Origin of the sequence: Arcobacter siniprincipis (SeqCode) (genome assembly GCF_048571125.1) — a bacterium.
Lineage (GTDB): Bacteria > Campylobacterota > Campylobacteria > Campylobacterales > Arcobacteraceae > Arcobacter > Arcobacter siniprincipis.
In genome coordinates, this window is the sequence record NZ_CP182343.1 from 2872352 (window position 1) to 2897237 (window position 24886).

Here is a 24886-nt window from a genome sequence, read left to right on the forward strand (position 1 = left end):
TATATTAAAATGCAGGAATTATAGAACCTTTATAATTATCAGTGATGAATTTTTTTACTTCTTTTGAATTTAAAACTTCATCTAAAGCTTTAATATAAGGTTTGTTTTCATTACCTTCTTTTACAACAACAATATTTGCATATGGAGAATTTATTGATTCTAATACTATTGCATCTTGAATTGGATTTAATCCACCTGGTAAAGCATAGTTTGTATTGATAATCGCTGCATCTACTTCATCAAGTACTCTTGGTAATTGAGGAGCATCTATCTCTTCTATTTTAAGATTTTTAGGATTTGTTTTTATATCAACTGCAGTTTTTAAATCAACATCATTAAATGTTAATAAACCTTGTTCTACTAACATATCTAAAGCTCTACTTTCATTTGTAGGGTCATTTGGAACTGCAATTGTTGAACCATCTTCTAAGTCATCTAAAGATTTGATTTTTTTAGAATATATTCCCATTGGCTCTAAGTGTACATTTACTGTTTTTATTAGGTGAGTATTTTTATTTTTGTTAAACTCTTTTAAGTATGGTAAATGTTGAAAAAAGTTTGCATCTAATTCACCCTCGTCAACTGCAACATTTGGAGTAACATAATCAGTAAATTCAACAATTTGTAAATCATAACCTTTTGCTTTTAATAATGGTTTAGCAAACTCTAAAATCTCAGCATGAGGTACAGGAGTAGCCCCAACTTTAATAACTGTTTTTTTCTCTACTTTTTCTTCTTTTGAATCTGTACAAGCTACAAATCCAAATACAACAGCACCCAAAAGTGCAAATTTTAAAATATTTTTAATCATTTTTTTCCTTTTATAAATTTTATTTTTTTGTAATTTTATATAAATAATCGCCCAAACTTTGAACACCTTGAACTAAGGCAATAAGTACAATAACTGTATAAATCATAGTATCACTTTGGAACCTATAATAACCATATTTTATGGCAACATCACCCAATCCTCCACCACCAACAGCCCCAGCCATTGCAGAAAATCCTATTACTGTAATTAAAGTTAGAGTAATAGCTGAAATTATTGAAGGTAAAGCTTCCACACACATGACTTTAAATATTATTTGCCAATCACTTGCCCCAAATGATTTTGCAGCTTCCACAACACCTGTATCAACCTCTTTTAAAGCACTCTCAATCAATCTTGCGATAAAAGGAGCAGCACCTATTGTCAAAGGTATAATAGCAGCTGTGGTACCTATACTTTTTCCTATCAAAAACTTTGTCAAAGGGAAAAGTACAATCATCAAAATAATGAAAGGAAAAGATCGCAAAGTATTTATAATCACATCTAAGATTGAATATATTTTTTGATTTTCTCTTAGTCCACCACTTGAAGTCAAGATTAAAATAATAGCTAAAATAAAGCCAATAACAATTGCAAAAAAAGTAGATACCAAAGACATATAAATAGTCTCTACTAGGGCTGGTAATAAAATCTCACTCATTACAACACCTCCCAAATAATATCATGCTCTTTTAGATAATTGATTACTGAGACTTTTTGTTCATCTTTTATATTTATAACCATGTTACCCACAATATGTGTGTTTATCTCTTCAAGTTTTCCCCAAACAATATCAAAATCCATATCTAGCTCTCTTGCCATCTTTGTAATAAAGGATTGAAAGACATTGTCTTTTGGGAAATATATTTTTATATTTACCCCTTCATTAGGTACAACTTCCGTTTCACCTAAGAAGTGTTTCATCTGCTCATCTGGTTTTAAAAATAGCTCTTCCGTATCATCAAAACCGATAATATTTCCATGCTCTAATAACAAAGCCCTTTGAGCTATTTGTTTCACAACTTCCATTTCATGTGTTACAAGTACTATTGTGATATTTAGTTTATCATTAATCTCTTTTAATAAATTCAAAATCGATGTAGTAGTATTTGGGTCAAGTGCTGAAGTTGCTTCATCTGAAAGTAAAACATCAGGGTCTAAAGTCAAAGCCCTAGCAATAGCGACTCGCTGTTTTTGACCACCACTTAATTCACTTGGATAAGAATCAAGCTTTTCATCTAAGCCTACAAGGGCTAATAAATCTTTTACTTTTTTTGCAATTTCATCTTTAGTATATCCCCAAAGTTGCATTGGTAAAGCAACATTTTCAAATACAGTTTTTCGCTGAATTAGTGAAAAGTGTTGAAATATCATCCCGATATTTTTTCGAAATGCTCTTAACTCTTCTTTAGCTAACTCTTTTATCTCTTTACCATTTACTTGCAATGAACCATCACTATAATCTTCAAGTCCATTTATACATCTCATTAAAGTAGATTTTCCAGCACCACTATGCCCTACGATAGCAAAAATCTCACCTTTTTTTATATCAATTGAAATATTATTTAAAACTTGTGTATCACCAAAGTATTTATTCAAGTTTTTTATACTTATCATTTGTATTCCTTATTCAAGGGGGAAATAGTATATAAAATTTGATAAAATACATGTTAAATCACAGCATAAAGGTCTTTTTTGTTTGAGCATTTTCACCCATATGAACCATTTTTAAATCATAACACAGAAAAAATCATAGTAGGAACTCTACCACCTCCAAGATTTTGTACTAACAATTTCAAAGAAAAAGATGTAGACTTTTGTTATGGTTCAAAGGATAATTTACTTTGGCAAGCATGGAATAAAATCTTCAATCTAAACTTAGCCTTTGAAAATACAAAAGAAGAAATAAATAAAAGAAAAGAGTTTTTACTAAAACATAAAATAGGTATTTGCGATATTGTAGAGTCTTGTAAAAGAGAAAAAATAGATGCAAGTGATATTGGCATGAGTGAAATTATCTTAAGAGATATCTTAGGCTATATAAAAGAGCATAAAAATATCCAAACTATAATTTTCACAGGAGGATTATGCAAAAACTCCCCAGAATACTTCTTTAGACAAGTCCTAAAAAAACAAAATATAAGCCTAGAAATAATCTCAGAAAAGCTACCCAAAAAACATCAATTTGAATATAATAATAGAGTCATCCAAACCATAAGTCTAACTTCCCCATCAAACGCAGCAAACAGAAGTATAGGAGCAAAGGCATATTATAAAAAGATGAAAAAAGAAAATCCAAACTACACAACCTTTGATTTTAGAGTTGAGCAGTATGAAAAAGTTTTTAAATAACTATTGCAATATCTCTTTTCGAATACTTGCATAATTTTTAAGTGCAAGTCCAACATGCCACCTAAAAACCTTATCAAAGATTTTTCTAGGTACATTTGCTATTCGAAGCACCTCTTCCATATCATAATCACCAAGATTTTCTTCAACCAATTCTATTATTCTCATAACACCAAACTGAGATTTACTAGGCTTAAATCGATTTTGAAAATAAACATCCAACTCTGATTCAAGATTATCCAAAGTATTCAAAATATCTTTTTGCAAATAAACAGGCTCTTTAACATGGTGCATAAGTTCATCCATAAACTCCTCATAAAAAAAAGAAGCCCCCGCACCTTTAAATCTTATGACGGCTAAATTAATATTCTCAACAGATTTTATAATCATAGATTCTTCATAAGCATTGATTAACATAGCTTGAAAACTATCCAAGATAAAAACTTCCTCATGAATAAGAACTTCACAACTATCATTTTGATTAATCAAAACAATCATCCCACCATTTGGTTTTAGTTCGTAGGTATTTGTATTTTGTATTAAATCGTATGATTCTATGTATTTTTGTAATTTTTTGTGCATGGGAGTATTATAGCATTAAGAAAACTAAAAACAAATCTCTCTTGTGCCCCTTTCAGGGATCACGCCTTGTTACTTTTCCCAACACGACAATAAGTAACCATGATAATTCTGTTTACAGATAAAAGCGCTGTTTCAATATCTGTCGACTTTCTTGTAATATTTGGGATAGTCATGCTGATCTTTTTGGGCGGGGAGTGATAAGTTTCCATTTAGTTCCTAATAATTCTACTCATTAAAAACTTTTATATTTAATTGAAAACTTTTTGAATTTTTAATACAACTTTATTGTACATTTATCTATAATTTAAAAGTTTTCAAAACTATAACACAAAACCTTTATAAAATTCGTTTAAAAGTAATAAGTTATAGTATTTTAATAAATAATTTTTTAAAGAGTTTAAAATGAAAAATACCTTATCAATAAGACCGGAAGCAAGACTAATCAAAACAATAGGTGAAGACTTAATAAAAGACTATTATGCTGCAGTTATTGAACTAGTAAAAAATGCATATGATGCAGATTCTAAAAATATTGATATTATCATATCATATGAAAAAGCTAATATTTTTGATAAAGAAGAAGAATTTATTAAATTTACAATAAAAGATAGTGGTGAAGGCATGTCTCTTGAAATTATTGAAAAAGCATGGATGGTTCCAGCCACATCTTATAAATTAAATAAAAAATATTCTACAGAAAAGAAACGTCCCTTACAAGGAAGAAAAGGTATAGGAAGATATGCTTCTGCAATACTAGGTGACTTTTTAAGAATTGAAACTACTGACAAACTTGGAGAAACTACACTTATTGAAATTGATTGGAGTACATTCGAAAATACTGATAAAGATAATATAAAATATTTAGATGAAATTAACATACCTTATGAAAATGAAAAAACTGATTTAAACTCAGGAACAAAAATTGAGATTTATTCAAAAGTAAAAATAACAAAAGAAAATACAAAAGAAATAATTTGGTCACTATATGACTCTAAAAATTTATTAAAAGAATTAAGAAACCTATTATCCCCACTTGAAAAAGATAAAGATGATATTTTTTCTATTAACTTAATGTATAAAAATTTAACATCTTTTGGAATAGAGGATTTAGATATTGAAATTGAACCTTTTCCTTTAATCAATTTATATGATTATAGAATTTATGGGAAAATATCTAATAATGGTAAATTTGAATTATTCTATGAAAATCAAAATTATAAAGAATCTAATGAGAAAATTGAAATAGACATAGATTTTATTAATAAGCAAAATTGTGGAAATATTGAATTAGATTTAAGATTCTTTGATTTGGAACCAGATGCGATTCAAGCTCTTATTAATAGAGGTTTAAAAGACCCTATAACAGGTGATTATCTTGGAAAAAGTGAAGCAAGAAGCCTATTAAAAGATTTTATTGGAATTGGAGTTTATAGAAACTTGTTTAGAATAAGACCTTATGGTGATGCAGATTATGACTGGCTTATGTTAAACCAAAAAAGAGTAAATAATCCAACATTTAGATTTAGTACAAATCAAGTAGTTGGATTTGTAAATATAGAATCAGAAGATACATCTGGTTTAATAGAAAAGAGTGCAAGAGAAGGTTTAAAAGAAAATAGTAGCTATGAAAGATTAAAAGAAGTTGTAGCAAAAGTAATTTCTGAAGTTGAATCAAGAAGATACATTTTTAGAAAAAATACAAAAAGAGGAAGAAAACCTGAAAACAATGTAAAAGAAGCAATAAAAGACTTATTTAACTTTGACTCAGTTTCATATAAAATACGTAATTATCTTGAAAGTAAAGGATTAGATAATAAATTAATTCTTAAAGTTGAGGATACGATAAAAGCAGAAGAAAAATCTAAACAAAAAGACTTACAAAATATTCAAGATACTTTAGTTATGTATGAAGCGCATGCTGCTCTTGGAAGGCTAGTTCAACTAGTGATTCATGAAGGAAGGAAACCTTTACAATTTATTGGTGATAATTTAAATAATCTTAAAATGGATATAGACTTCTTTCTTAAAAATACTAATAATGAAGATGTTAAAAAAGATATTTATAAGTCATTATCTACTAATCATGAAAACCTAAAAACAATATCTAAACTCTTTGCTTCTTTAGATCCTCTAACAGCAAAAAGATTATCAAGGAAAAAGAATTTCAATATAAATTTAAATATAAAAAAGAATTTAGATTTTTTTAAAACTCAATTTGAAGATAATAATATTAAAATTGAAATAAATGAAGCTAAAAAAATAGATTATTTTGCACGTGAAGAAGACTTTTTTATAATATATACTAACTTAATAGAAAATTCAATTTATTGGCTTAAATCAATTAAAAAAGACAATAAGAAAATTACTATTGATTGTTACAATAAAGATAAAAAAATATTTATTGATTTTAAAGATAATGGACCAGGTATTGATGAGAAATTTGCAAATGAGATTTTTGATGCTGGTTTTAGCAGAAAGCCTGAAGGAGGAACAGGGATTGGGTTAACACTAACTGGTCAAGCTGTAAGTAGAAATAATGGAACAATTGAATGTATAAAATCTAAGGATGGAGCATTTTTTAGAATCATACTAAATGGAGAGATTAACGATGAGCAAAATTAAATTATTGATTATTGAGGATAGTGAAGATGCTATTAAAAACTATGAAGAAACTATTAAAAGGATAAATAGAACTTCTGAAGACTATAAGTATTATTTTGCTAAAAACTTAGAAGAAGCAAATGATTACATTGAATATTTTAAATTAGATTCCGCAATAGTAGATTTAAATTTATCAGGTGAAGAGAGTGATTTATCAAATAATGATGGAAATGCAGTGATTGATGGATTAATATCTAACTTTCGCATACCAATTTTTGTCGTAACAGGAGAACCTCAAAAATTAGATAGTAAGTTTGACAATAATAATTTGGTTTCTCTTATAAGAAGAGGAGATAAGACAACACATGAGATTCTTTCTTCAATAAAAGATAACTATAATTCTCCGACAATTCAATATTTTTCTCGAAATGGTTTTTTAGAAACAAAAATTAATGATTTTTATTGGACAAATTTACAAGAAACTCTTAATTCTTGGAATGCTGTATCGGAAGAACATCCATCTGACATTAATAAAATTCTTTCTCGTCATACTGTATCTTGTTTAAATGAACAATTTTATGTAAGTGGTAATATAGGTAAATTTGACAAGTTTCATAATGGAGAAATGTATATAATACCTCCTATAAAGATACATTATCATACTGGAGATATTATACAAAAAGATGATGAATTATTTATAATTTTAAATCCTGCATGTGATGTTGTAAACATTAATAAGTTAGAGTACTATTTACTTGTAAAAATTATTAAAATTGAAAATATTTATGAAATTAAATATAAATCTACTTCTGGTAAAGAATCTTATTTTGATAGTAATCTACGTAAAGGAAATAAAACGGATAGGTATCATTACTTACCAAAATTTTCTAAAATTGATTCAGAATACGTTATAGATTTTCAAAATATAAAAACAGTCAATATAGGATCAATTTCTAATCCTACAAATGGACAATATATTAATGAACGAGAATTAATTATAAAGAGGGATTATAAAAGAATTGCTTCTATATCTTCACCTTTTTTAAAAGATATTATTTCAAGATTTTCTTTATTTTATTCAAGGCAAGGTCAACCAAATTTATTAAATTAACTCTTTTATCTTCTTAGCAATTTGTTCTGCCATTTTGGGTGGAACAGCATTCCCGATTTGTCTAAAAATAGAAGTTCTTGGACCTTCAAAAAAGAAATCATCTGGAAAACTTTGTAATCTAGCAGCTTCCCTAATAGATAATGACCTTAGCTGATTTATGTCAGGATGAATATAATAATGACCATCCATAGCCATATGAGCTAATATCGTATGAGATGCTTTTTCAGTTGCTTTTATTACGTTAAATCTATTTGTAAATGTCTCTGTATTTTTATGTGTAATCAAATCAGGCCTTCTACTGGCTAATTCCCTATAACATAATCTCTCTTTTCTTTCATCCCAAGCTATTATAGCTTCTTTATATATTTCTCTGTCTCTATTATTATGAGGTCTTGTTTCATGTTGGGTTAATATATCAAATCCATCTTCTCTAATATTACTTTGAACTAAATATTTATTAGTTTCTTTTTTATATTTATTTAAACCAGAAATTTTATTTCCAGGAAAAGTATATGGTAAATCTTTTAATACATCATTAACAGTAATATCATCATCTAATTTGAGTTGTTCAAACTTGGGGAAATCATATCTATCTTTTCCTTCTTCTTTTCTCCAACCAACAATAATAATTCTTTTTCTAGATTGCAATACTCCATAATCGCTAGCAACCATTACATTTTCTTCAATATGATATCCTGCTTTATCTAATGCTTTCTGAAGACTTTCATAATACTCACCATTTCCAGCCGTTTTTAAACCCATAACATTTTCAAAGATAAACATTTTTGGATTATATTTTTCAAGAAATCTGACATAATATTTATATAAAAAATTACGAGGATTATCTTTAACTGTATCTTTCATCCGTGCACGACCAATTACAGAATATGCTTGACATGGCGGTCCACCTATTATTACATCTATATTTTTTAATTTCTTTTCTTTTAAATTTTTATTTATTATCGTAGTAATATCATCAAATGTTTCACTTGAAATTGGTTTGTTTATTACATCATTTGAATTTAAAATATTTGCTTTTTCCCATAATTCTTCAGTAGTTATTTTTTCTAAAAGATAATCATTGTAAATATCTAATTTATTTTCCTTTTTTAAATTCCAATAAGCAGTTCTAGTTTTTAATGTTTTTGAGGCATGATGATCTAATTCTACATGTCCAACAAATGTTGATCCTATTCTAAAAAAGCCTTCTGATAAACCACCAGCACCTGAAAATAAATCTAATACAGTCATAACAGGAGAAATCTTAATTTTTCATTCATTAGTACGTTTTAAATCTTAATCATTCATTCTTATTTTTAAAAGGCTTGAGTTATTAAGATATTTTGGTTTATGTCAAGGCGAATAGAATTTTTTGTGAGGGAGCTTACAAATAGTAAGTGAGTGAATAAAAAGTTTTATTCAACGCAGATAGAGAGCAAAAGAGCTTGATAAATCAAGCCTTTACTTTATCTCTTCTAGCCATATCTCTTTCAACCTCTCCAAAAACAACCTCACTTCTTCTTTATCCGTTTTAAAATTATCTATTTCTTTTTTTGTTTTAATAATGGCTTCTTTACATTCATATAGTATTTCCTCATACTCTTTATTATTTATCATACAAGAATTTTTTGCAAAATTTTTATAGGTTTTATTTTTCCACCACAATTTTCCATCTGATAATCTGAGTGCTGGTATATCTTTTTTTATGTAAACAGTAGTTGTGATTACATCATAAATAGGTGCAAAATATGAATCTGTAAAATCTTTATTATAAAGTATTCCATAATTTTTTAAATGTCCATCTCCATTTTGCAATAGATGGTTCATAATAAGTGCTTTAAAAAAAGTTTTTAATGTATCTTTTCTATTTTCTATTGGTATCACTTCTTTTATAACTTTTACAATCTCTTCATAAGAACCATCATATTTTTCTTCTGTACCTCTAGCTGTTAATACACACATATCTTCAAAACCCAAATAACTATTATCTTCATTTACATCAAATCTCTTACATACAAACATTGATAAATCTTCTGACAGATAAAATTCCTCTGTTTGTAAATTTGCATTTTGAATAGCTCTCATGCAAAAGTATTCATTGATTGCCAATTGAGGATATTCATTTGTCCAAGATTTCACGATATAGTGTTCAAACTTCATTGTTGTTTTGTTTTGTGCAGTTAAAAGTAGTTTGGGTTGTACTCCTGAAACACCAGATGTGATTGCAAACTTTTCAACTAACTCTTCAAATAAATCCTCACTATTATTGTGTAAGATTTCATCTAATTGGAGTGTTTCTTTATCTTTTAAAATTTCATTATACTTAACTCTCCCTAGAACATATGGACCAATTAATTCTAAAAAACCCATTTCATCCATTGTTTTAATTTTAGCAAAATGATTTCGTATTACATCTTTCAGAGCACCCTCTGGTAAATTCATTTGAAATATTGGATGAAGTTTTTTAGAAGACCAAGACTGGGCTCTTATTGGCATAGTTAAAGAGAGTATCTCTTGTGCATCATCTTTATAATTGAAAATAAATTTATCTTCTTCTTTATATAAATTACCGCAACTATTTTTGTTGATAAATACTTTTAAATTATTTTCTTTCATCTTGTAACTCTTCCAAAGTTTTTGGTCTATCTTTCAATCGTATATTAAATTCATAGCCTAATAAATCAAGTATCGTCTCTACTTTTTTTATTCCCACTTCTTCTATAAAGCCATTTTCTATTTTAGAGATAGTTCTTTTTGTTATATTTGAATAATCTTCTAATTGAGCTTGCGAAATATTTTTACTTTTTCGTAATTCTTTTATTTTCTGACCTAAATCTATTAAATTCAAAATGTGCCTTTATATGAAGTATATTTCTTATAATAGCTATTCTAAACTTAAATAGGAATTATACTTCTTATTTATGTAAGAAATTATTTTATTATAACAGTTTCAGAAAGCTGACTATTTTTTAAAAGTGGTAATTTTGGGAGGAGCATACACGCAGTATGTGACGAGCAAAATTTCCGCACTGACGCGGAAATTTGCAAAAAGATGCAGTTTTATGAAACTATTATTCGTTCATACCTGCGAAGAAGTCCTCGTTGTTAGCCGTTTTCAACATCTTACTATAAAGAAATTTCAACGCTTCTACTTCATCCATGCTAGCAATTGCATTTCTTAGTATCCATGTTTTTTGTAAGATATCTGGAGTAAGAAGAAGTTCTTCTTTTCTTGTACCTGATTTGATAATATCAACAGCTGGGTAAACTCTTTTGTTTGAAGCATCTCGGCTAAGTACAACTTCACTATTTCCTGTACCTTTGAACTCTTCGAAAATAACTTCGTCCATTTTTGAACCTGTATCTATAAGTGCAGTTGAGATGATAGTTAAACTTCCACCCTCTTCTATATTTCTAGCAGCTCCGAAGAATCTTTTTGGTTTGTGTAGTGCATTTGCATCAACCCCACCTGAAAGTACTTTACCAGAACTTGGTGTTACAGTATTGTATGCTCTTGCTAATCTTGTGATTGAATCAAGTAAGATTACTACATCTTTTTTCATCTCAACCATTCTTTTTGCTTTTTCAATAACGATTTCCGCAACTCTTACATGATTTTGTGCAGGTAAGTCAAAAGTAGAAGAGTAAACATCACCTTTTACACTTCTTTGCATATCTGTAACTTCTTCTGGTCTTTCATCTATTAATAAAACCATTAAGTGTGCTTCTGGATGATTTCTTGAAATACCATGTGCTAGTTCTTTTAAAAGTTCTGTTTTACCAGTTTTTGGAGGAGCAACGATAAGTCCCCTTTGACCTTTACCCATAGGAGAAAATAAATCTAAGATTCTCCCTGTCATTTTATGTGATTCATATTCGAATTTAAACTTTTCAGTTGAGTATAAAGGTGTTAAGTTATCAAATAGTGGTCTGTTTTTTGATTCGTGGATTGGTAGGTAATTGATTGCTTCGATTTTAAGTAGAGCATAATATTTTTCACTCTCTTTATTTGGAGGCCTAACTTGTCCAGTTACAATATCTCCAGTTCTTAGTGCAAACTTCTTAATTTGTGTTGCACTTACATAAGAATCATTAGATGTATCAGAAAAATTTCCATCCATTGCTCTTAAAAAACCAAATCCACCATCTTTTATCTCTAAAATACCTGTGAAAAGTATAAATCCACCTTGGTCGATTTGAGTTTTCAAAATTGAGAACATAAGTTCTTGTCTTTTAAGCTCTTGAGGGTTTTCAACATCGAGTTTTTTAGCTATTTGAAGTAGTTCTTCTAAAGGATATTCTCTTAGTTTTTCAATTGTATGCCCTTCTACAGGGATATGCGTCCTAGTTTTTCTGCCAGTAGAATTTCCTTTTGCAGGAGTATTCTTTTTAGTTTGAGTTGTTGTCTCTTCCATTTATATTTAGACCTTTGTCATTTTCAGTAAAGTGATTTTTTGTAGTTAATTCTTGTGAATAGAATTTTAAGTGGTGTTATTTTAGTCTTTATTTTATAAATTGTCAAATATTTTGATTTAAATAAAAAAAAGGTGCCAATTTCTTGGCACCTTTTTTTAATAATCTAAATTAAATATTATAATTTATCTGCATTTTTAGATAAATATTCAGCAACACCTTCAGTAGTATCTTTCATACCTTCGTCACCTTTTTGCCAACCAGCTGGACAAACTTCACCATGCTCATTTGTAAATAACATTGTATCTACCATTCTAATCATTTCATCAATGTTTCTTCCTAATGGTAAGTCATTGATTACTGCATGTCTTACAGTTCCATCAGCATCAATTAAGAAAGAACCTCTTAATGCAACTGATTCACCAAATAATACATCAAAATCTTTTGAAATTTGTTTACTTAAGTCAGCAACTAATGGGAATTTAACTCTTCCAATTCCACCATTTTCAATAGGAGTTTCTCTCCAAGCAAAGTGTGAGAATTGTGAATCAACAGAAACACCAATAATTGATACTCCTCTTTCTTTGAATTCATCAGCTCTTTTTGAGAATGCAATGATTTCAGAAGGACAAACAAATGTAAAGTCTAATGGGTAAAAAAATACAACTGCACCTTTTTCACCAATGTTTTCATATAAATTAAAATCCTCAACAATTTGACCGTCTGCAAGTACAGCTGTTGCTGTAAAATCTGGAGCTTTTTTTGTAACTAACATATTTTATTCCTTTATTTAAGTTTTAAGTGATGTAATTATAATATAATAATCTAAAATGAACCATCAAATATTTTGTTTAATTTTATATTTAAGAAAAAATTTACTTTAGGATAAAAATTATCCATAAGATAAACTATTGACTAATATTTATATATTATTACTAATGTATACAAACAATAAATTCACTACATATATATAATAAGTATAATAAATGTGTAAAAATGACATACACTATTATAAGTATTTGAATTTACTTTCTTTCAATTATGGAGCTGATTTTTACTATTTTTGATGAAAATAGACTAAATTTAATTAAAATTGTTTAATATTTTTAAAAATTTTGACTAAAACTCTCTATTTTTAATGAAAATTACTACAATAAATTTTAAAGTTATATTTATATTTGATGTGATAGAGTTACTCAAAAATATATTAAGGAGATCAAATGGCAGTAGTAATTACTGATACATGTATAAGCTGTGATGCTTGCCTTGACGAATGTCCAGTTGAAGCTATAGTTGATAATGACGAAAATCCTACAGGTGAAGATATTTATTATGTATATGAAGACAAATGTGTTGAGTGTATAGGTCATAATGACACACCAGCATGTGCTGATGCATGTCCAACAGAAGGGTGTATTGTATGGGGTGAAAATCCTGATACAGAAGGCGTTGTTGCTGGTACACCTTGTGTAGAAGACTAATTTAGAAATATTTTAAAACAATTTAAAAGGCAGGTGATTTTACAATTACTTGCCTTTTTTTATTTTTTTAGATATAATCCGCGACTTGAAATTCAAAATAGGAAAATATCATATGGAACAAACGTTATCTATCATCAAACCTGATGCTGTTGCTAAAAATGTTGTAGGAAAAATCTTAGATAGATTTGAATCTGCGGGACTAAGAATTGCTGCTACTAGAAAAATGCAATTAAGTAGAGCTGATGCTGAAGCTTTTTATGCTGTACACGCTGAGAGACCATTTTTTGGTGAATTAGTAGAATTTATGATTTCTGGACCTGTTGTAGTTTCAGTTTTAGAAGGTGTTAATGCAATGTCTATCAACAGAGATTTAATGGGTGCTACTAATCCTAAAGAAGCTGCTGCTGGTACAATTAGAGCTGATTTTGCTGATTCTATTGATGCAAATGCAGTTCATGGTTCTGATTCTGTAGAGAATGCAGCTAATGAAATTAAATTTTTCTTTTCAGATAGAGAAATCTGTTAATAAATATTTATGCAAATAGAATTTAGAAAAGTCCCTTTTACTGGAAAAGAGTTCAATGTTGAACTTGATTCAGTTAAATTAGAGGGTACTTTTTGTAAAATGTCGCCTACATTGGCTAAGGTTGAAGCAACTTTAGTAGGTTCTACATCTGTAGATTGTTGTAGATGCGGGGCTGAATACACTATAAACCTTAATGAAAATTTAGAATTTTTATTATCTAACAGAGTGTATGAAGATGAATCTGAGTTGGAAAACTTGGTAATTGAGATAGAAAACGATATGATTGACTTTGATGAAATAATCGAAAGTGAAATTTCATCTATAAGAAGTGATTATCACATATGTGCTCTTTGTTTAGAAAATAAAGATAGTATAGAAAAAGAATATTAAAAGGAGAATAACATGGCAGTACCAAAGAGAAGAGTATCACACTCAAGATCAGCGAAGAGAAGAACTCACTATAAAATTACATTAAAAAGACCTGTAAAAGATAGTGATGGAACTTGGAAAATGCCTCATACGGTAAATCCAAATACTGGCGAATATAAAAACTAATGCTAAAAATAGCAATTGACGCGATGGGTGGGGACTTCGGTCCCGAACCTATTATAGACGGCCTTATAGCCGCACTTAGAATAAACACAGCTTTTTCTGCAATTGCTGTAGGTAGAAAAGAAGAACTACTAAAACTTATCCCACCTGAATACTTACGAAGAATAGAAATCCTTGATTGTAATGATGTTATATCTATGCAAGACCATGCAACTGATGCACTAAAAAGAAAAGATAGCTCTATTTATCAAGCTATTGAACTTGTAAAAAATGGTCAAGCAGATGCTGTTGTTTCAGCAGGACATTCTGGAGCTTCAATGTCTTTAGCTACGTTAAGAATTGGAAGAATCAAAGGTGTTACAAGACCTGCTATTGCAACACTTATGCCAACTAGTGAAAATCAAAATACTTTAGTATTAGATGTAGGGGCAAATGTTGATTGTGATGAAAAGAATCTTTTTGAATTTGCAGTTATGGGACAAATCTACGCTCAAGATGTTTTGAAACTTGATGAACCAATTATTGGATTACTAAGTAATGGTGAAGAAGAATCAAAAGGTAACGAAGTTACAAAAGCAGCTTATGAATTATTAGCTAATTCACAAATCAAAAATTTTGCTGGAAATGTTGAAGGTAGTGATATCTTCAAAGGGACAGTTGATGTTGTTGTTTGTGATGGATTTATTGGAAATATATTGTTAAAAACAGCCGAAGGTGTAGCAGATACTATTGGGCAGATATTGAAAAAAAATCTAAAAAGATCTCTAATCTCTATTGCAGGTGCTGTATTAATGAGAAAAGTCTTTAAATCGCTAAAAGTAAGAGTTGATTATGCAGAATATGGTGGAGCTCCTTTATTAGGTGTTAAAGCTCCAGTGATAATAGCACATGGAAAATCAAATCCAAAAGCTATAAAAAATGCAATAAATCAGGCTATAAGTGCAGCGAGTTCTAGACTAGAACAAGATATAGAAGATAAACTTGCAAAATATAGAAATTTTTAAGGACTAAGAATGGCTTACGCAGCTTTTAGATCAATAGGTGCTTACATACCAGAAAAAATCATGACTAACTTTGATTTTGAAAAAATCATGGACACATCTGATGAATGGATAACAAAAAGAACTGGTATAAAAGAAAGAAGGGTAGCAGCAAAGGATGAATTTCCATCTGATATGGGTGCAAATGCAGCCAGAATTGCTATTCAAAGAGCAGGAATAGAACTAACTGACATAGATATGATTGTCTGTGCAACTGTAACTCCTGATTACCTTTGTATGCCCTCAACTGCTTGTGTATTAGCATCAAAATTGGGTTTAAGAGATGTGCAAGCTTTCGATATAAGTGCTGCATGTACTGGATTTATATATGCTTTATCTATTGCAAAAGCATTTATAGAATCTGGCATGAAAAAAAATGTACTAATTGTAGGTGCTGAAAAATATACTTCTATTTTAAATTATGAAGATAGAGGAACAGCTTTTATTTTTGGCGATGGTGCAGGTGCAGCAATTATATCTGCAACTGATAAAAAAGAAGAAGCAATAGTTGATGTAAAATGTTCTAGTGATGGTGATTATGATCACTTAATCATGACTCCAGGGGGAGGAAGTAGAAATCCTTGTTCACCTGAAGTAGTTGAGCAAAAACTAGCTTGTATCCAAATGAAGGGTGGCGAAACTTTTAAATTAGCAGTTAAAACTTTAACTTCTGATGTAAAAGAGATGTTTGAAAAACATAATTTAAAAGCAGAAGAGATTAATCATTTTATTCCTCACCAAGCGAACTATAGAATTATAAAAGCTGTTGGTGAAGCTTTAGGACTAAATGATGAGCAAACTGTTGTAACTGTAGATAAATATGGAAATACTTCAGCAGCTTCTATTCCTATGGCTATGAACTATGCTTATGAAAAAGGAAGAATAAAAGCTGGTGATAATGTACTTTTTGATGCATTTGGAGCTGGACTTACTTGGGGAAGTGCTTTATTCCCATTCTCACCTAAAAAATAATATAATTAAGATAAATTTATCTTAATTATAACCTTCCCAATTTTACTTTTTATTGAAACTTTTTATTATTTGGATTATTTTTAAATACATTTATTGATTTATGTAAAGAAGCTTTAGAACTAGTGTTAAACTTTTCTACAGTTGCTACTGGATTAATCAATAAAATTGACTCATCAATTACTATTTGAAAAACTGACTCTAGAGGAATTGTAACCGTTGAACCAAAGTTTTCAGAACCAAAACCAGCTTCAAATGAGATAAAATTATCTTCAATTTTTATAGTTGTATAGGTATAATTACTTAAAACAAAAAGTGAAAACTTAGCAAGTTTTTTTTCTATGGCACTTGGTAAAGTAGGATCAAAAGTTGCTCCATTTACATTTACTGTTATTGCAAATTCACTATTTCTTTCCAATAAAAAAACTATCATATCTTTTACTTGTTTAATCATAAGATTCTTAAATTCAACACTTTGTATTATATCATTTACCATATTTTATTCCTTTTTTTAAAAATCCATGATAATATATAATTACATGAAAACAATTACATTTATTTTACTGATTTCAACATTAATATATGGTCATACTCTACAATTTACCCAATCAGATATTGCAAAGATAAAAGATAATCCAAATAAAAATGCAATTATAAAAAGAATACAAAACTATGAGGAATTGGAGAAAAAAATTAAAAATTTCTCTACAATTAGAAAACTTGGGCACATCAATAGTTTTTACAATAGTATTCTTCCAGAACTTGATAAACAAAAATATGGGATAAGTGATTATTGGAGTACAAGAAAAGAGTTTTTGATTGAGGGGAGAGGTGATTGTGAAGATTATACTATTGCAAAGTACTTTTCACTTCTTGAAAATGGCTTTTCTAAAGATAATCTTTTTTTAGCTGTTGTTCAAGTCAAAGGAAAAGCTACTAAACATATGGTGCTACTTTATTTTCCAAGAAGAGATAAAATCCCATATGTCTTAGATAATCTTAGTTTTAGAGTAATACCTTTAAATAAAAGACCCTCCTTGGAAGTGGATTTTATATTTAATGAAAAAGAATCCTATCTTATGAAAAATGATAAAATAAGTAAAAAAGTTAAAGTCAATTGGGGAAAAGAAGATAAATGGAAGAACTTACTTAGAAGAGTTTATGTAAACAAGGAGTAAATTAATTCCTTGATTTACACAATTATTTTTTCTTTTTTGATACAAAAACCTCAGCAACATCTTTTGTATATTGGAGCTCACTTGTAATTCCTACACAAGAACAATTTATCTCTGATAAAACATATTTATCACTTCCATCTTCATTATAATCTAAAATATAATCCATAGTCCAAAGTAAAGGATAATTTTGACCATTAAGATATGGTTTCAAATCTTTTAATCCATTCATTGTAAGTTCTACTACCGCTTTCCATTTTGATTCATTTGGTGATTCATATTTATATTTTGCACCTGAAAATAGTGTTGCAGAGAATTGTCCCTCTTGTGGCTTTTTGTGAACAACTGAGATAGGCTTATCATTTACAAGTAAAACTCTTATCTCTCCCTCACTTATTCGTTCTAAATACCTACACCCAACAAAGCCAGTTTTCCCCGTAAAATATGCGGCATATTCTGAAACATTATCTTCAAACTTTGGTTCAAATTTGTGTAGAAACTCATTAATATCATCATAATAAAACTTTTGATTATTCACAGCTTCCACAGAAAATATAGAACCGTCATCTTTTTTTGATACCAAATAAACACCCTCTCCTGTTGAGCCATAATTTGTTTTTAAAACTCTTATTCCATGCTTATCTAAATCAGCTGGAAATCTTGTAGCAAAATCTGTAAAGGTGTGATAAAAATAACTTTCATCATCTCCTAATTGTGTGCCTTTTAGTTTGGCTAAAATATCTTTAAAATCAAGATTTATCATAACATCTGGGTGAGTATGCACTTCAATACCAGAATTTCCTAAAGCCTTTAAAAATTGAAAATATTCATCCACTTCTTTTAGATTGCCAGGATTGATTCTACTTATAACAGCAACTGCTTTTTCTTTTAGATAATCCAATAAATCATATTTTCTATTTGGTCTATAAAATACAATCTCAGTTTTATAATCTGTTACTTTTTCTATAGCATCCAAGATAGGTTTTGTATCTGGTCTAAAACCATCAAAGCCTTTATCACTTCCTTTTGCGTATTCAATTATGAATATAGTGTTTTCCATTTTGTCTCCTTTTGTTGTCACACAAAAGGATTTTATATTAGAAAAAAAACTTTTTGATTACAAATGGATTTTAATAGATAAAAATTGGATTTTCTATGATGTCAAAATCAATCATTGCATTCATAAGTGCAAGCTTTGAAGCTGATTTTAAATCTTCGATTGTAAGGTCTTTTTCAATGATATTTTTAGATTCAAGATATCTTTGTCTTGTCGTACCATTTAATAATGGCTTTTTAGGTGTATACCAATTAGAACCATCATATAAGGCAATATTTGCAATAGATGTGTCAGTTAATAAAAAATTTTTAAAAATAATTATTTCATCAGCATCTTCTTTTTTAGCATAAAGTTCATCTAAAGAACTTCTATTGAGATATTTTTTTGAATACTCAATTTTGTCATCATAAATTATTTTAAAAGTTTTTATTTCTCTTTTTTTATATTCATCATATCTTACATCTAATATTTCATCGTCATTGTATATAACTTTACATTTTAAAAGTTTACTATTTAAGGGATAGATATATTCATTTAAATCTATATTTTTCCCTATAGTATTGGATATTCTTAAATTGTGAAAAATAAGATTAAATACCTCTTTATCTTCACATTTTATAGTTTCAAAATATTTCATTCTTACCTCTTAAATTAATTAAATATAAAATAAAAAATTAACTCTTTTATTTAATTTTATTTTTGGTAAAATTCTATTTACCATTTTAATATAAGTTATATACTACTTCTATTAAATTATAACTAACCTAGACTTGTGTAACAAGTAGTGTTTATTTTATTAAAACACACCTTCAATATCCAAAACAAAAGAAAATTAAACTTATGAAAAATTACCAAATGATAATTGATGCACAAAAATGTGTGGGATGTCATGCATGTGAAGTAGCCTGTAAACAGGAGTTTAAAGCTCCCCTTGGTTACTTTAGAACAATGACAATGTATTTAGATAGTGGGACTTTCCCAAAAGTAAAAAGAGATTTTTTGCCTCTTATGTGTAGACAATGTAATGAGGCATTATGTTTAAAAGCCTGTACAAAAGGAGCTATTTCAAAAGAAAATGGAATTGTAAAAATAGATGAAAGTAAATGTACAGGTTGTAAAGATTGTATAAAATTTTGTTCAATAGGTGCCATTTATGTAAATCCATTTACAAATATTGCTGAAAAATGTAACTTATGTGAACACCGATTAGAACAAGGTCTTCAAACAGCATGTGAAGCAACTTGCGTTGCAAATGCAATTACAATAATTACAGATAAAAAATATATTCCAAAAGATGCAAAACCATTTAAAAATCACAAAGATGACAAACCTGGAACATTGCACATTGGAGCTAATGAAAAAATGAAAAATAAATTAACTTTTGGAAGAAGTTTTTCTCCATTAAATTATGAGATTGAAAATTGGGCGGTGGATTATGAATAGAAGAGATTTTTTAAGAAATGGAGCTATAACTCTTGCAGCACTAAAACTAGGAGATGTCATATCTTTATCTCCAACAAGCGCACAAGCAAGTGAAATAACAACTTTTCAAGAGTTTAATACTTTGGCTAAAAATATAAAAGGAATAGAAAGAGTTCCAAGTGTATGTTTAAATTGTTCTACGATATGTGGAATGACTGTTTTAGTAAAAGATGGAGAAATTCTTGGAGTTGAAGGGAATCCATTAGATCCAAATAGTGAAGGTAAACTCTGTGCAAAAGCTCATGGAGGAGTTAGTGCAGTTAATTATCCAGAAAGAATTGTTTATCCATTAAAAAGAGTGGGACGAAGAGGGGATGGTCTTTGGAAAAGAATCACCATGGAAGAAGCTTATGATATGATGGCAGGTAAAATCAAAAAATGTATTGATGATAAAAAACCAGAAGGCATAGTTTTTCATGGTGGAAGAAACAAAATGGGAGATATAACTGGTAGATTTATGGATGCAGTTGGTTCTCCAGTGGTTTTAAACCATAGAGCCCTTTGTTCTTCGAATAAAAGAGCAGCAAACTACACTACAATAGGAGATACAAGTTGGGAAACTGTTGATGCTAGAGATTGTAAATATTTTCTTAATTTTGGTTCAAATTTTTTAGAAACTCATCAAGGAGGTTTTCCTCTACTTAAACGATTCATTGAAGCAAAAAATGAGGGTGCAAAATTAGTGACTTTTGATACAAGATTATCAAATACAGCAGGAAGAAGTGATGAATGGTTTGCTCCATATCCATCAAGTGAAGGTGCAGTAGCACTAGCAATGGCAAATGTAATCATGAGCGAAGGCTTATATGATGAAAATTTTATTAATGAATGGTGTAATGTAAGTGTAGATGAATATAAAAAATTTATTGCTCCATATACTCCTGAGTTTGCCCAAAAACAAAGCGGTTTAAATGCTAGTGACATAAAAAGAGTTGCAATAGAGTTTGCAAAAGCAGCTCCAAATTGTGCTGCTTTTACAAATAGAGGTTCACAAGCTCACTATAATGGATTACACAATGATAGAGCAGTAGTAATATTAAATGCCCTTGTTGGAAGTGTAGGGAAAAAAGGTGGTTATGCTTTTGGTGGTTCAAAAAATAAAGGACATAAATCATTCCCTATGCCAAGCCCTATTCCTCCAAAACCAACATTTAGCACAGATTTAGAAGACCCAAAACTTTATCCTTTTGCAAATAAATGGCAAAAAATGAGAGTAAGTGAATTATGTTATGACAAAATCAAAACTAAAAAACATAATATTCAAGTATATATGTCATATACAATATCTTCACCTCAAACTTGGCCAGAAGGCCCACAAACGGCAGTTAAAGTATTAAAAGATGAAAAATTAATTCCTTTTCATGTTTGTTCTGATGTAGTTTATTCAGAGATGGCACACTATGCTGATCTTATCTTACCAGATGCAACATATTTTGAAAGATACACAATAGAAGGACGAAATGCTTATGATTTAGTTCCATATTTTGGTCTTAGACAACCTGCTGTAAAACCCCCTTATGATTGTGAAAACTTTGCAGATACTCTCATAAAAGTTGCAAAAAAAATAGGAGAACCAGTAGCCCAATATTTTGCTTTTGATTCTTATGAAGAGTTTATTAAATTAAGATTTTCAAAACTACCAATCAAAGAAGGGCTTAGTGGTTTTGATTATATGAAAAAATATGGTGTATGGATAGAGGATAAGCCAAAAAATTATGAACCATATAATATAAAACTTCAAGAAAAAGATTTAAAAGATAGTTTTGTAGAAAATGATATTATTTATGTAGATAAAAAAGGTAAAAAACAAGCCATAGGTATAATAAAAGACGGAAAAGCATTTAAAGGATTAAAAACTCCATCAAGAAAATTTGAGATAAAATCGAATGATATTATAATAGATGCCAAAAAACTTGGACTTGATGAAGATGGTTATCCACACTTTAAAATGCCAAAATCTTTGAAAGAAAAAAGTAAAAATGAACTTGTTTTAACTACATTTAAATGGAATGTTCATACACAAGCTAGAACTGCTCCACAAAAATATCTTACTGAAATAGTTCATGATAATCCTGTTTGGATAAATACACAAACAGCAAAAAAATATGGCATCAAAATGGGTGATATAATAAGAATCACTACATTTAGACCAAAAGAAGGTTATAAAGCTTCTAAAAATGAAGTCTTAGGAAGTATGGAAGTAAAAGCTTTTGTAACCCAAGGGATTCATCCAGAAGTACTAGCAATAAGTAACTCTTTAGGAATGAATTATGGAGGTCGAGTACCAAAAGCTAAAAATGGGATAAAAGAGAATATTAAAGGATATACTGAATATCAAGACTTAGATTTAAATGGAAATATTTGGTGGGACAAAAGATTAGGTGGAAGTGGAAATGGATTCAACCCAAATAATATAATTCCAGTAAATCCAGCTCCAATTGTTGGAATGCAATCGTGGAATGATACGATTTGTAAAATAAAAAAAGTATAAACTATCATATATGTAATCAATTAGTTATTTTGCTTTATTTTTTGATAGAATAAAGCAAAATATCACTAGGCCACAAATGAAATATATTTTTTTCTTTCTACTTATATTCAACTTCTTATTTGCAAATTCTCCAAAAGAAATCTTGCTTCTACATTCTTATAATAATGGACTAAAATGGAGTGATGAGATAACAGATGGTTTGCAAAGTGTTATTTCACGATATCCAGATTATGAACTTACAATTGAATATATGGATACAAAAAGGAATTATAGTAAAGAATACTTTGAAGTTTTATCTTTACTATATGCAAAAAAATATGCAGATAAAAAATATGATTTAATTATCACTGTTGATAATTATGCTTTTAATTTTGCCCTTTCAAATAATAAAAAGTTATTTCATAATACTCCTATTATTTTTTGTGGTCTTGAAAACTATGATAAAATACAAATTCCAGATAATATGGAAAATTCTGTCACTGGTGTCATAGAATATAAAGAAATTAAAAAAAATATTCAACTTATAAAAGATTCAATAAAAAATTTAAATACTTTATATATTATAAGTGATAATACTCTATCTTCAAAAGCAATAAGAAATCAAATACTTGATGCTATTTCAGAATATAAAAATAAAATCAATATCATTTTTGATACAAAGATTGATATAAAAACACTAAACCAAAAAATTGAAAAACTTCCCTCACATAGTGCTGTTCTTTTTACAAGTTTATATAAAGATATAAATGGAAAGTTTCTCTATCAAAAAGACTTAAAAGAGTTTTTTGGGAAATCTAAATATCCTGTTTTTGCTATAAATAAAATACATTTAGGTGCAGGGGTAGTTGGTGGAATTATGGTAGATCCATATGAACAAGGAAAACTAGCAGGAAACAAAGCAAATTACTTTTTAAATGGGACACCTATTAAAGATATAGATATATCAACACCTATTTCAAAACATTATTTTGATTATTCTGTATTAAAAAAATTTCATTTACATAATTCAAATATTCCAATACAATCAAGCACAATAAATAAACCAAAAGATTTTTTTGAAAAAAATAGAAAAATAATAGATAGTACTTTTATTTTATTGCCTTTACTCTTTCTTTTGATTATTGGATTAATTGTTAATATTGTAAAAAAAGTCAATTTAGAAATAAAACTATTAGAACAAACTAAATTGGACAATGTTTTGTTAAATAACATTAAAAATATAATTTATTGGAAAAGTAAAGAAGGTATCGTTTTAGGTTGTAATGATGCTTTATGCAAATACTTAAATCTTTCAAGAAATAAAATTATAGGAGAAAAACTAAATGACATTTTCCCTGAGATTTGTCAAAAAGTTGATGATAAAAAACTATTTGTAAGTGATCTTGAAACAACTTTAGAAGGTAGAAATAATGAGGTTCTAAATGTTTTAATTAGACGAAAAAAGTATTTGAATAAGAAAAATGAAGAAGCAGGAATTGTTACAATCATAAATGATATTACTGATTTGAAAAGATTAGAAAATCAAAGAAAAAAAGATGAACAATTTATAGTACAAAGATCAAAGCTTTATGAAGTAGGAGAAATGATAACTTCTGTTGCTCACCAATGGAAAGCTCCTCTAATAGAAATATCAACTATAGCTCAAGAGTTACTTTATAAAAAAGACATCTCAAAAAGCTCTAGTAAAGAGTTTGTTGATGAGATTATGACTCAAGTTAAATATATGACAAGTACTATTGATGATTTTAAAGATTTTATAAAACCTTCAATTAGAAAAAGTGAATTTGAAATAAATTCTGCAATAAATCAACTTCTAAGAGTAATTGAACACAATACAAAATATAACTACATAGATGTAGATGTAAATTATGAAGAGAATAGAAGCTATACAATATATGGTTATGCAAATGAATTTAAACAGGCCATCTTAAATATAATAAATAACTCAAAAGATAGTATTTTGAAAAGAAGACAAAGCCAAAATTTCCAAGCAAAAATCTCTATTTCAATATCTTCTGAAAATGACTTATTATGTATATCAATAAAAGATAATGGCATTGGAATAAAAGATGAAAACTTAGAAAAAATATTTGAGCCATTTTTTACAAGTAAAAAAAATGGTGATGGGTTTGGACTTCATATGGTAAAATTAATAATTGAAGATAAGATGAATGGCACAATAAAAGCTTTGCCTTGTGATGAAGGAGCAAATATTCTTATTTGTTTAGATAATTCTATAGAGAATTAGA

General features: G+C 28.6%; 25 protein-coding genes. 13 read left to right on the forward strand and 12 right to left on the reverse strand.

All coding sequences use genetic code 11. The features are described 5' to 3' along the window. Nucleotides 1–4 precede the first annotated feature (4 nt). Genes ACNI3D_RS14615 through ACNI3D_RS14625 form a run of 3 tightly spaced genes read right to left on the reverse strand, consistent with a single transcriptional unit; the run spans nt 5 to nt 2425 of the window. A complete protein-coding gene (locus ACNI3D_RS14615; protein WP_419767522.1) occupies nt 5–811 on the reverse strand; it encodes a MetQ/NlpA family ABC transporter substrate-binding protein in 807 nt (268 codons plus the stop codon). Nucleotides 812–830: 19 nt separating this feature from the next. Next, the gene (locus ACNI3D_RS14620; RefSeq protein ID WP_375724723.1) at nt 831–1469 is read right to left on the reverse strand and encodes a methionine ABC transporter permease; all 639 of its coding nucleotides are present in this window, start codon (nt 1467–1469) and stop codon (nt 831–833) included. Then, complete coding sequence (locus tag ACNI3D_RS14625; RefSeq protein WP_419767523.1) at nt 1469–2425, reverse strand: methionine ABC transporter ATP-binding protein; 957 nt, start codon at nt 2423–2425, stop codon at nt 1469–1471. Before ACNI3D_RS14625 ends, ACNI3D_RS14620 begins: the two co-directional genes overlap by 1 nt. A gap of 78 nt (nt 2426–2503) precedes the next feature. On the opposite strand from ACNI3D_RS14625, the gene ACNI3D_RS14630 reads away from it, so the two are divergent. Next, nucleotides 2504–3160, forward strand: coding sequence for a uracil-DNA glycosylase family protein (locus ACNI3D_RS14630; protein WP_419767524.1), 657 nt, complete (start codon nt 2504–2506; stop codon nt 3158–3160). On the opposite strand, the gene ACNI3D_RS14635 is transcribed toward ACNI3D_RS14630, so the two are convergent. Next, nucleotides 3161–3739, reverse strand: coding sequence for a hypothetical protein (locus ACNI3D_RS14635; RefSeq protein ID WP_419767525.1), 579 nt, complete (start codon nt 3737–3739; stop codon nt 3161–3163). 402 nt (nt 3740–4141) lie between these two features. Between ACNI3D_RS14635 and ACNI3D_RS14640 the strand changes: the two genes are divergently transcribed. Both ACNI3D_RS14640 and ACNI3D_RS14645 read left to right on the forward strand, forming a co-directional pair. Next, entirely contained in the window at nt 4142–6361 is a 2220-nt protein-coding gene (locus tag ACNI3D_RS14640; protein WP_419767526.1) for a sensor histidine kinase, read from the forward strand. After that, nucleotides 6348–7451 (forward strand): response regulator, encoded by a 1104-nt coding sequence (locus ACNI3D_RS14645; RefSeq protein ID WP_419767527.1) that lies wholly within the window; start codon nt 6348–6350, stop codon nt 7449–7451. Before ACNI3D_RS14640 ends, ACNI3D_RS14645 begins: the two co-directional genes overlap by 14 nt. Here ACNI3D_RS14645 and ACNI3D_RS14650 read toward each other — a convergent pair. The 5 genes from ACNI3D_RS14650 to ACNI3D_RS14670 form a co-directional block, all read right to left on the reverse strand. Continuing rightward, nucleotides 7443–8702: a DNA cytosine methyltransferase gene (locus ACNI3D_RS14650; RefSeq protein ID WP_419767528.1), complete on the reverse strand. Its 1260-nt coding sequence runs from the start codon at nt 8700–8702 to the stop codon at nt 7443–7445. The two genes, ACNI3D_RS14645 and ACNI3D_RS14650, sit on opposite strands and share 9 nt — an antisense overlap. Nucleotides 8703–8912: 210 nt before the next feature. After that, nucleotides 8913–10067 (reverse strand): type II toxin-antitoxin system HipA family toxin, encoded by a 1155-nt coding sequence (locus ACNI3D_RS14655; RefSeq protein ID WP_375724731.1) that lies wholly within the window; start codon nt 10065–10067, stop codon nt 8913–8915. After that, entirely contained in the window at nt 10054–10299 is a 246-nt protein-coding gene (locus ACNI3D_RS14660) for a helix-turn-helix domain-containing protein (RefSeq protein ID WP_129099582.1), read from the reverse strand. Before ACNI3D_RS14660 ends, ACNI3D_RS14655 begins: the two co-directional genes overlap by 14 nt. Nucleotides 10300–10522: 223 nt before the next feature. Then, nucleotides 10523–11866, reverse strand: a complete 1344-nt coding sequence (gene rho, locus ACNI3D_RS14665; protein WP_013136538.1) for a transcription termination factor Rho — start codon at nt 11864–11866, stop codon at nt 10523–10525. Nucleotides 11867–12042: 176 nt separating this feature from the next. Then, entirely contained in the window at nt 12043–12639 is a 597-nt protein-coding gene (locus ACNI3D_RS14670; protein ID WP_013136539.1) for a peroxiredoxin, read from the reverse strand. A 445-nt stretch (nt 12640–13084) separates the two neighbouring features. On the opposite strand from ACNI3D_RS14670, the gene ACNI3D_RS14675 reads away from it, so the two are divergent. From ACNI3D_RS14675 to ACNI3D_RS14700, 6 genes are all read left to right on the forward strand, one after another. Continuing rightward, a complete protein-coding gene (locus ACNI3D_RS14675; protein WP_013136540.1) occupies nt 13085–13345 on the forward strand; it encodes a 4Fe-4S dicluster domain-containing protein in 261 nt (86 codons plus the stop codon). 112 nt (nt 13346–13457) lie between these two features. Continuing rightward, on the forward strand, nt 13458–13871 hold the full coding sequence (ndk, locus tag ACNI3D_RS14680; protein ID WP_013136541.1) for a nucleoside-diphosphate kinase: 414 nt from the start codon (nt 13458–13460) through the stop codon (nt 13869–13871). A 9-nt stretch (nt 13872–13880) separates the two neighbouring features. Continuing rightward, nucleotides 13881–14261 carry a hypothetical protein gene (locus ACNI3D_RS14685; RefSeq protein ID WP_419767529.1) on the forward strand — a complete coding sequence of 127 codons (381 nt, stop codon included), beginning with the start codon at nt 13881–13883 and terminating at the stop codon, nt 14259–14261. Between the two features lie 12 nt (nt 14262–14273). Beyond that, on the forward strand, nt 14274–14426 hold the full coding sequence (rpmF, locus tag ACNI3D_RS14690) for a 50S ribosomal protein L32 (RefSeq protein ID WP_013136543.1): 153 nt from the start codon (nt 14274–14276) through the stop codon (nt 14424–14426). Beyond that, nucleotides 14426–15427, forward strand: coding sequence for a phosphate acyltransferase PlsX (plsX, locus tag ACNI3D_RS14695; RefSeq protein ID WP_129099577.1), 1002 nt, complete (start codon nt 14426–14428; stop codon nt 15425–15427). The genes rpmF and plsX overlap by 1 nt, the downstream gene beginning before the upstream one ends. Nucleotides 15428–15436: 9 nt before the next feature. Next, complete coding sequence (locus ACNI3D_RS14700; RefSeq protein WP_419767530.1) at nt 15437–16435, forward strand: beta-ketoacyl-ACP synthase III; 999 nt, start codon at nt 15437–15439, stop codon at nt 16433–16435. Between the two features lie 49 nt (nt 16436–16484). Here the strand turns inward: ACNI3D_RS14700 and ACNI3D_RS14705 are convergent, their stop codons facing one another. Next, complete coding sequence (locus ACNI3D_RS14705; protein WP_129099575.1) at nt 16485–16928, reverse strand: hypothetical protein; 444 nt, start codon at nt 16926–16928, stop codon at nt 16485–16487. 43 nt (nt 16929–16971) lie between these two features. Between ACNI3D_RS14705 and ACNI3D_RS14710 the strand changes: the two genes are divergently transcribed. Continuing rightward, nucleotides 16972–17610, forward strand: coding sequence for a transglutaminase-like cysteine peptidase (locus ACNI3D_RS14710; protein ID WP_419767531.1), 639 nt, complete (start codon nt 16972–16974; stop codon nt 17608–17610). A 22-nt stretch (nt 17611–17632) separates the two neighbouring features. On the opposite strand, the gene ACNI3D_RS14715 is transcribed toward ACNI3D_RS14710, so the two are convergent. Next, the gene (locus tag ACNI3D_RS14715; RefSeq protein WP_419767532.1) at nt 17633–18667 is read right to left on the reverse strand and encodes a Cj0069 family protein; all 1035 of its coding nucleotides are present in this window, start codon (nt 18665–18667) and stop codon (nt 17633–17635) included. A 70-nt stretch (nt 18668–18737) separates the two neighbouring features. Further along, nucleotides 18738–19301, reverse strand: coding sequence for an aminotransferase class IV family protein (locus ACNI3D_RS14720; RefSeq protein WP_129099572.1), 564 nt, complete (start codon nt 19299–19301; stop codon nt 18738–18740). Nucleotides 19302–19504: 203 nt separating this feature from the next. Between ACNI3D_RS14720 and ACNI3D_RS14725 the strand changes: the two genes are divergently transcribed. The 3 genes from ACNI3D_RS14725 to ACNI3D_RS14735 all read left to right on the forward strand — a co-directional run bounded on the left by ACNI3D_RS14725 (nt 19505) and on the right by ACNI3D_RS14735 (nt 24885). Then, a complete protein-coding gene (locus ACNI3D_RS14725) occupies nt 19505–20107 on the forward strand; it encodes a 4Fe-4S dicluster domain-containing protein (protein WP_419767533.1) in 603 nt (200 codons plus the stop codon). Next, nucleotides 20100–22637 (forward strand): molybdopterin-containing oxidoreductase family protein, encoded by a 2538-nt coding sequence (locus ACNI3D_RS14730; RefSeq protein WP_419767534.1) that lies wholly within the window; start codon nt 20100–20102, stop codon nt 22635–22637. Before ACNI3D_RS14725 ends, ACNI3D_RS14730 begins: the two co-directional genes overlap by 8 nt. 76 nt (nt 22638–22713) lie before the next feature. After that, nucleotides 22714–24885 carry a sensor histidine kinase gene (locus ACNI3D_RS14735; protein WP_419767535.1) on the forward strand — a complete coding sequence of 724 codons (2172 nt, stop codon included), beginning with the start codon at nt 22714–22716 and terminating at the stop codon, nt 24883–24885. The last annotated feature ends 1 nt before the right edge of the window (nt 24886 follow it).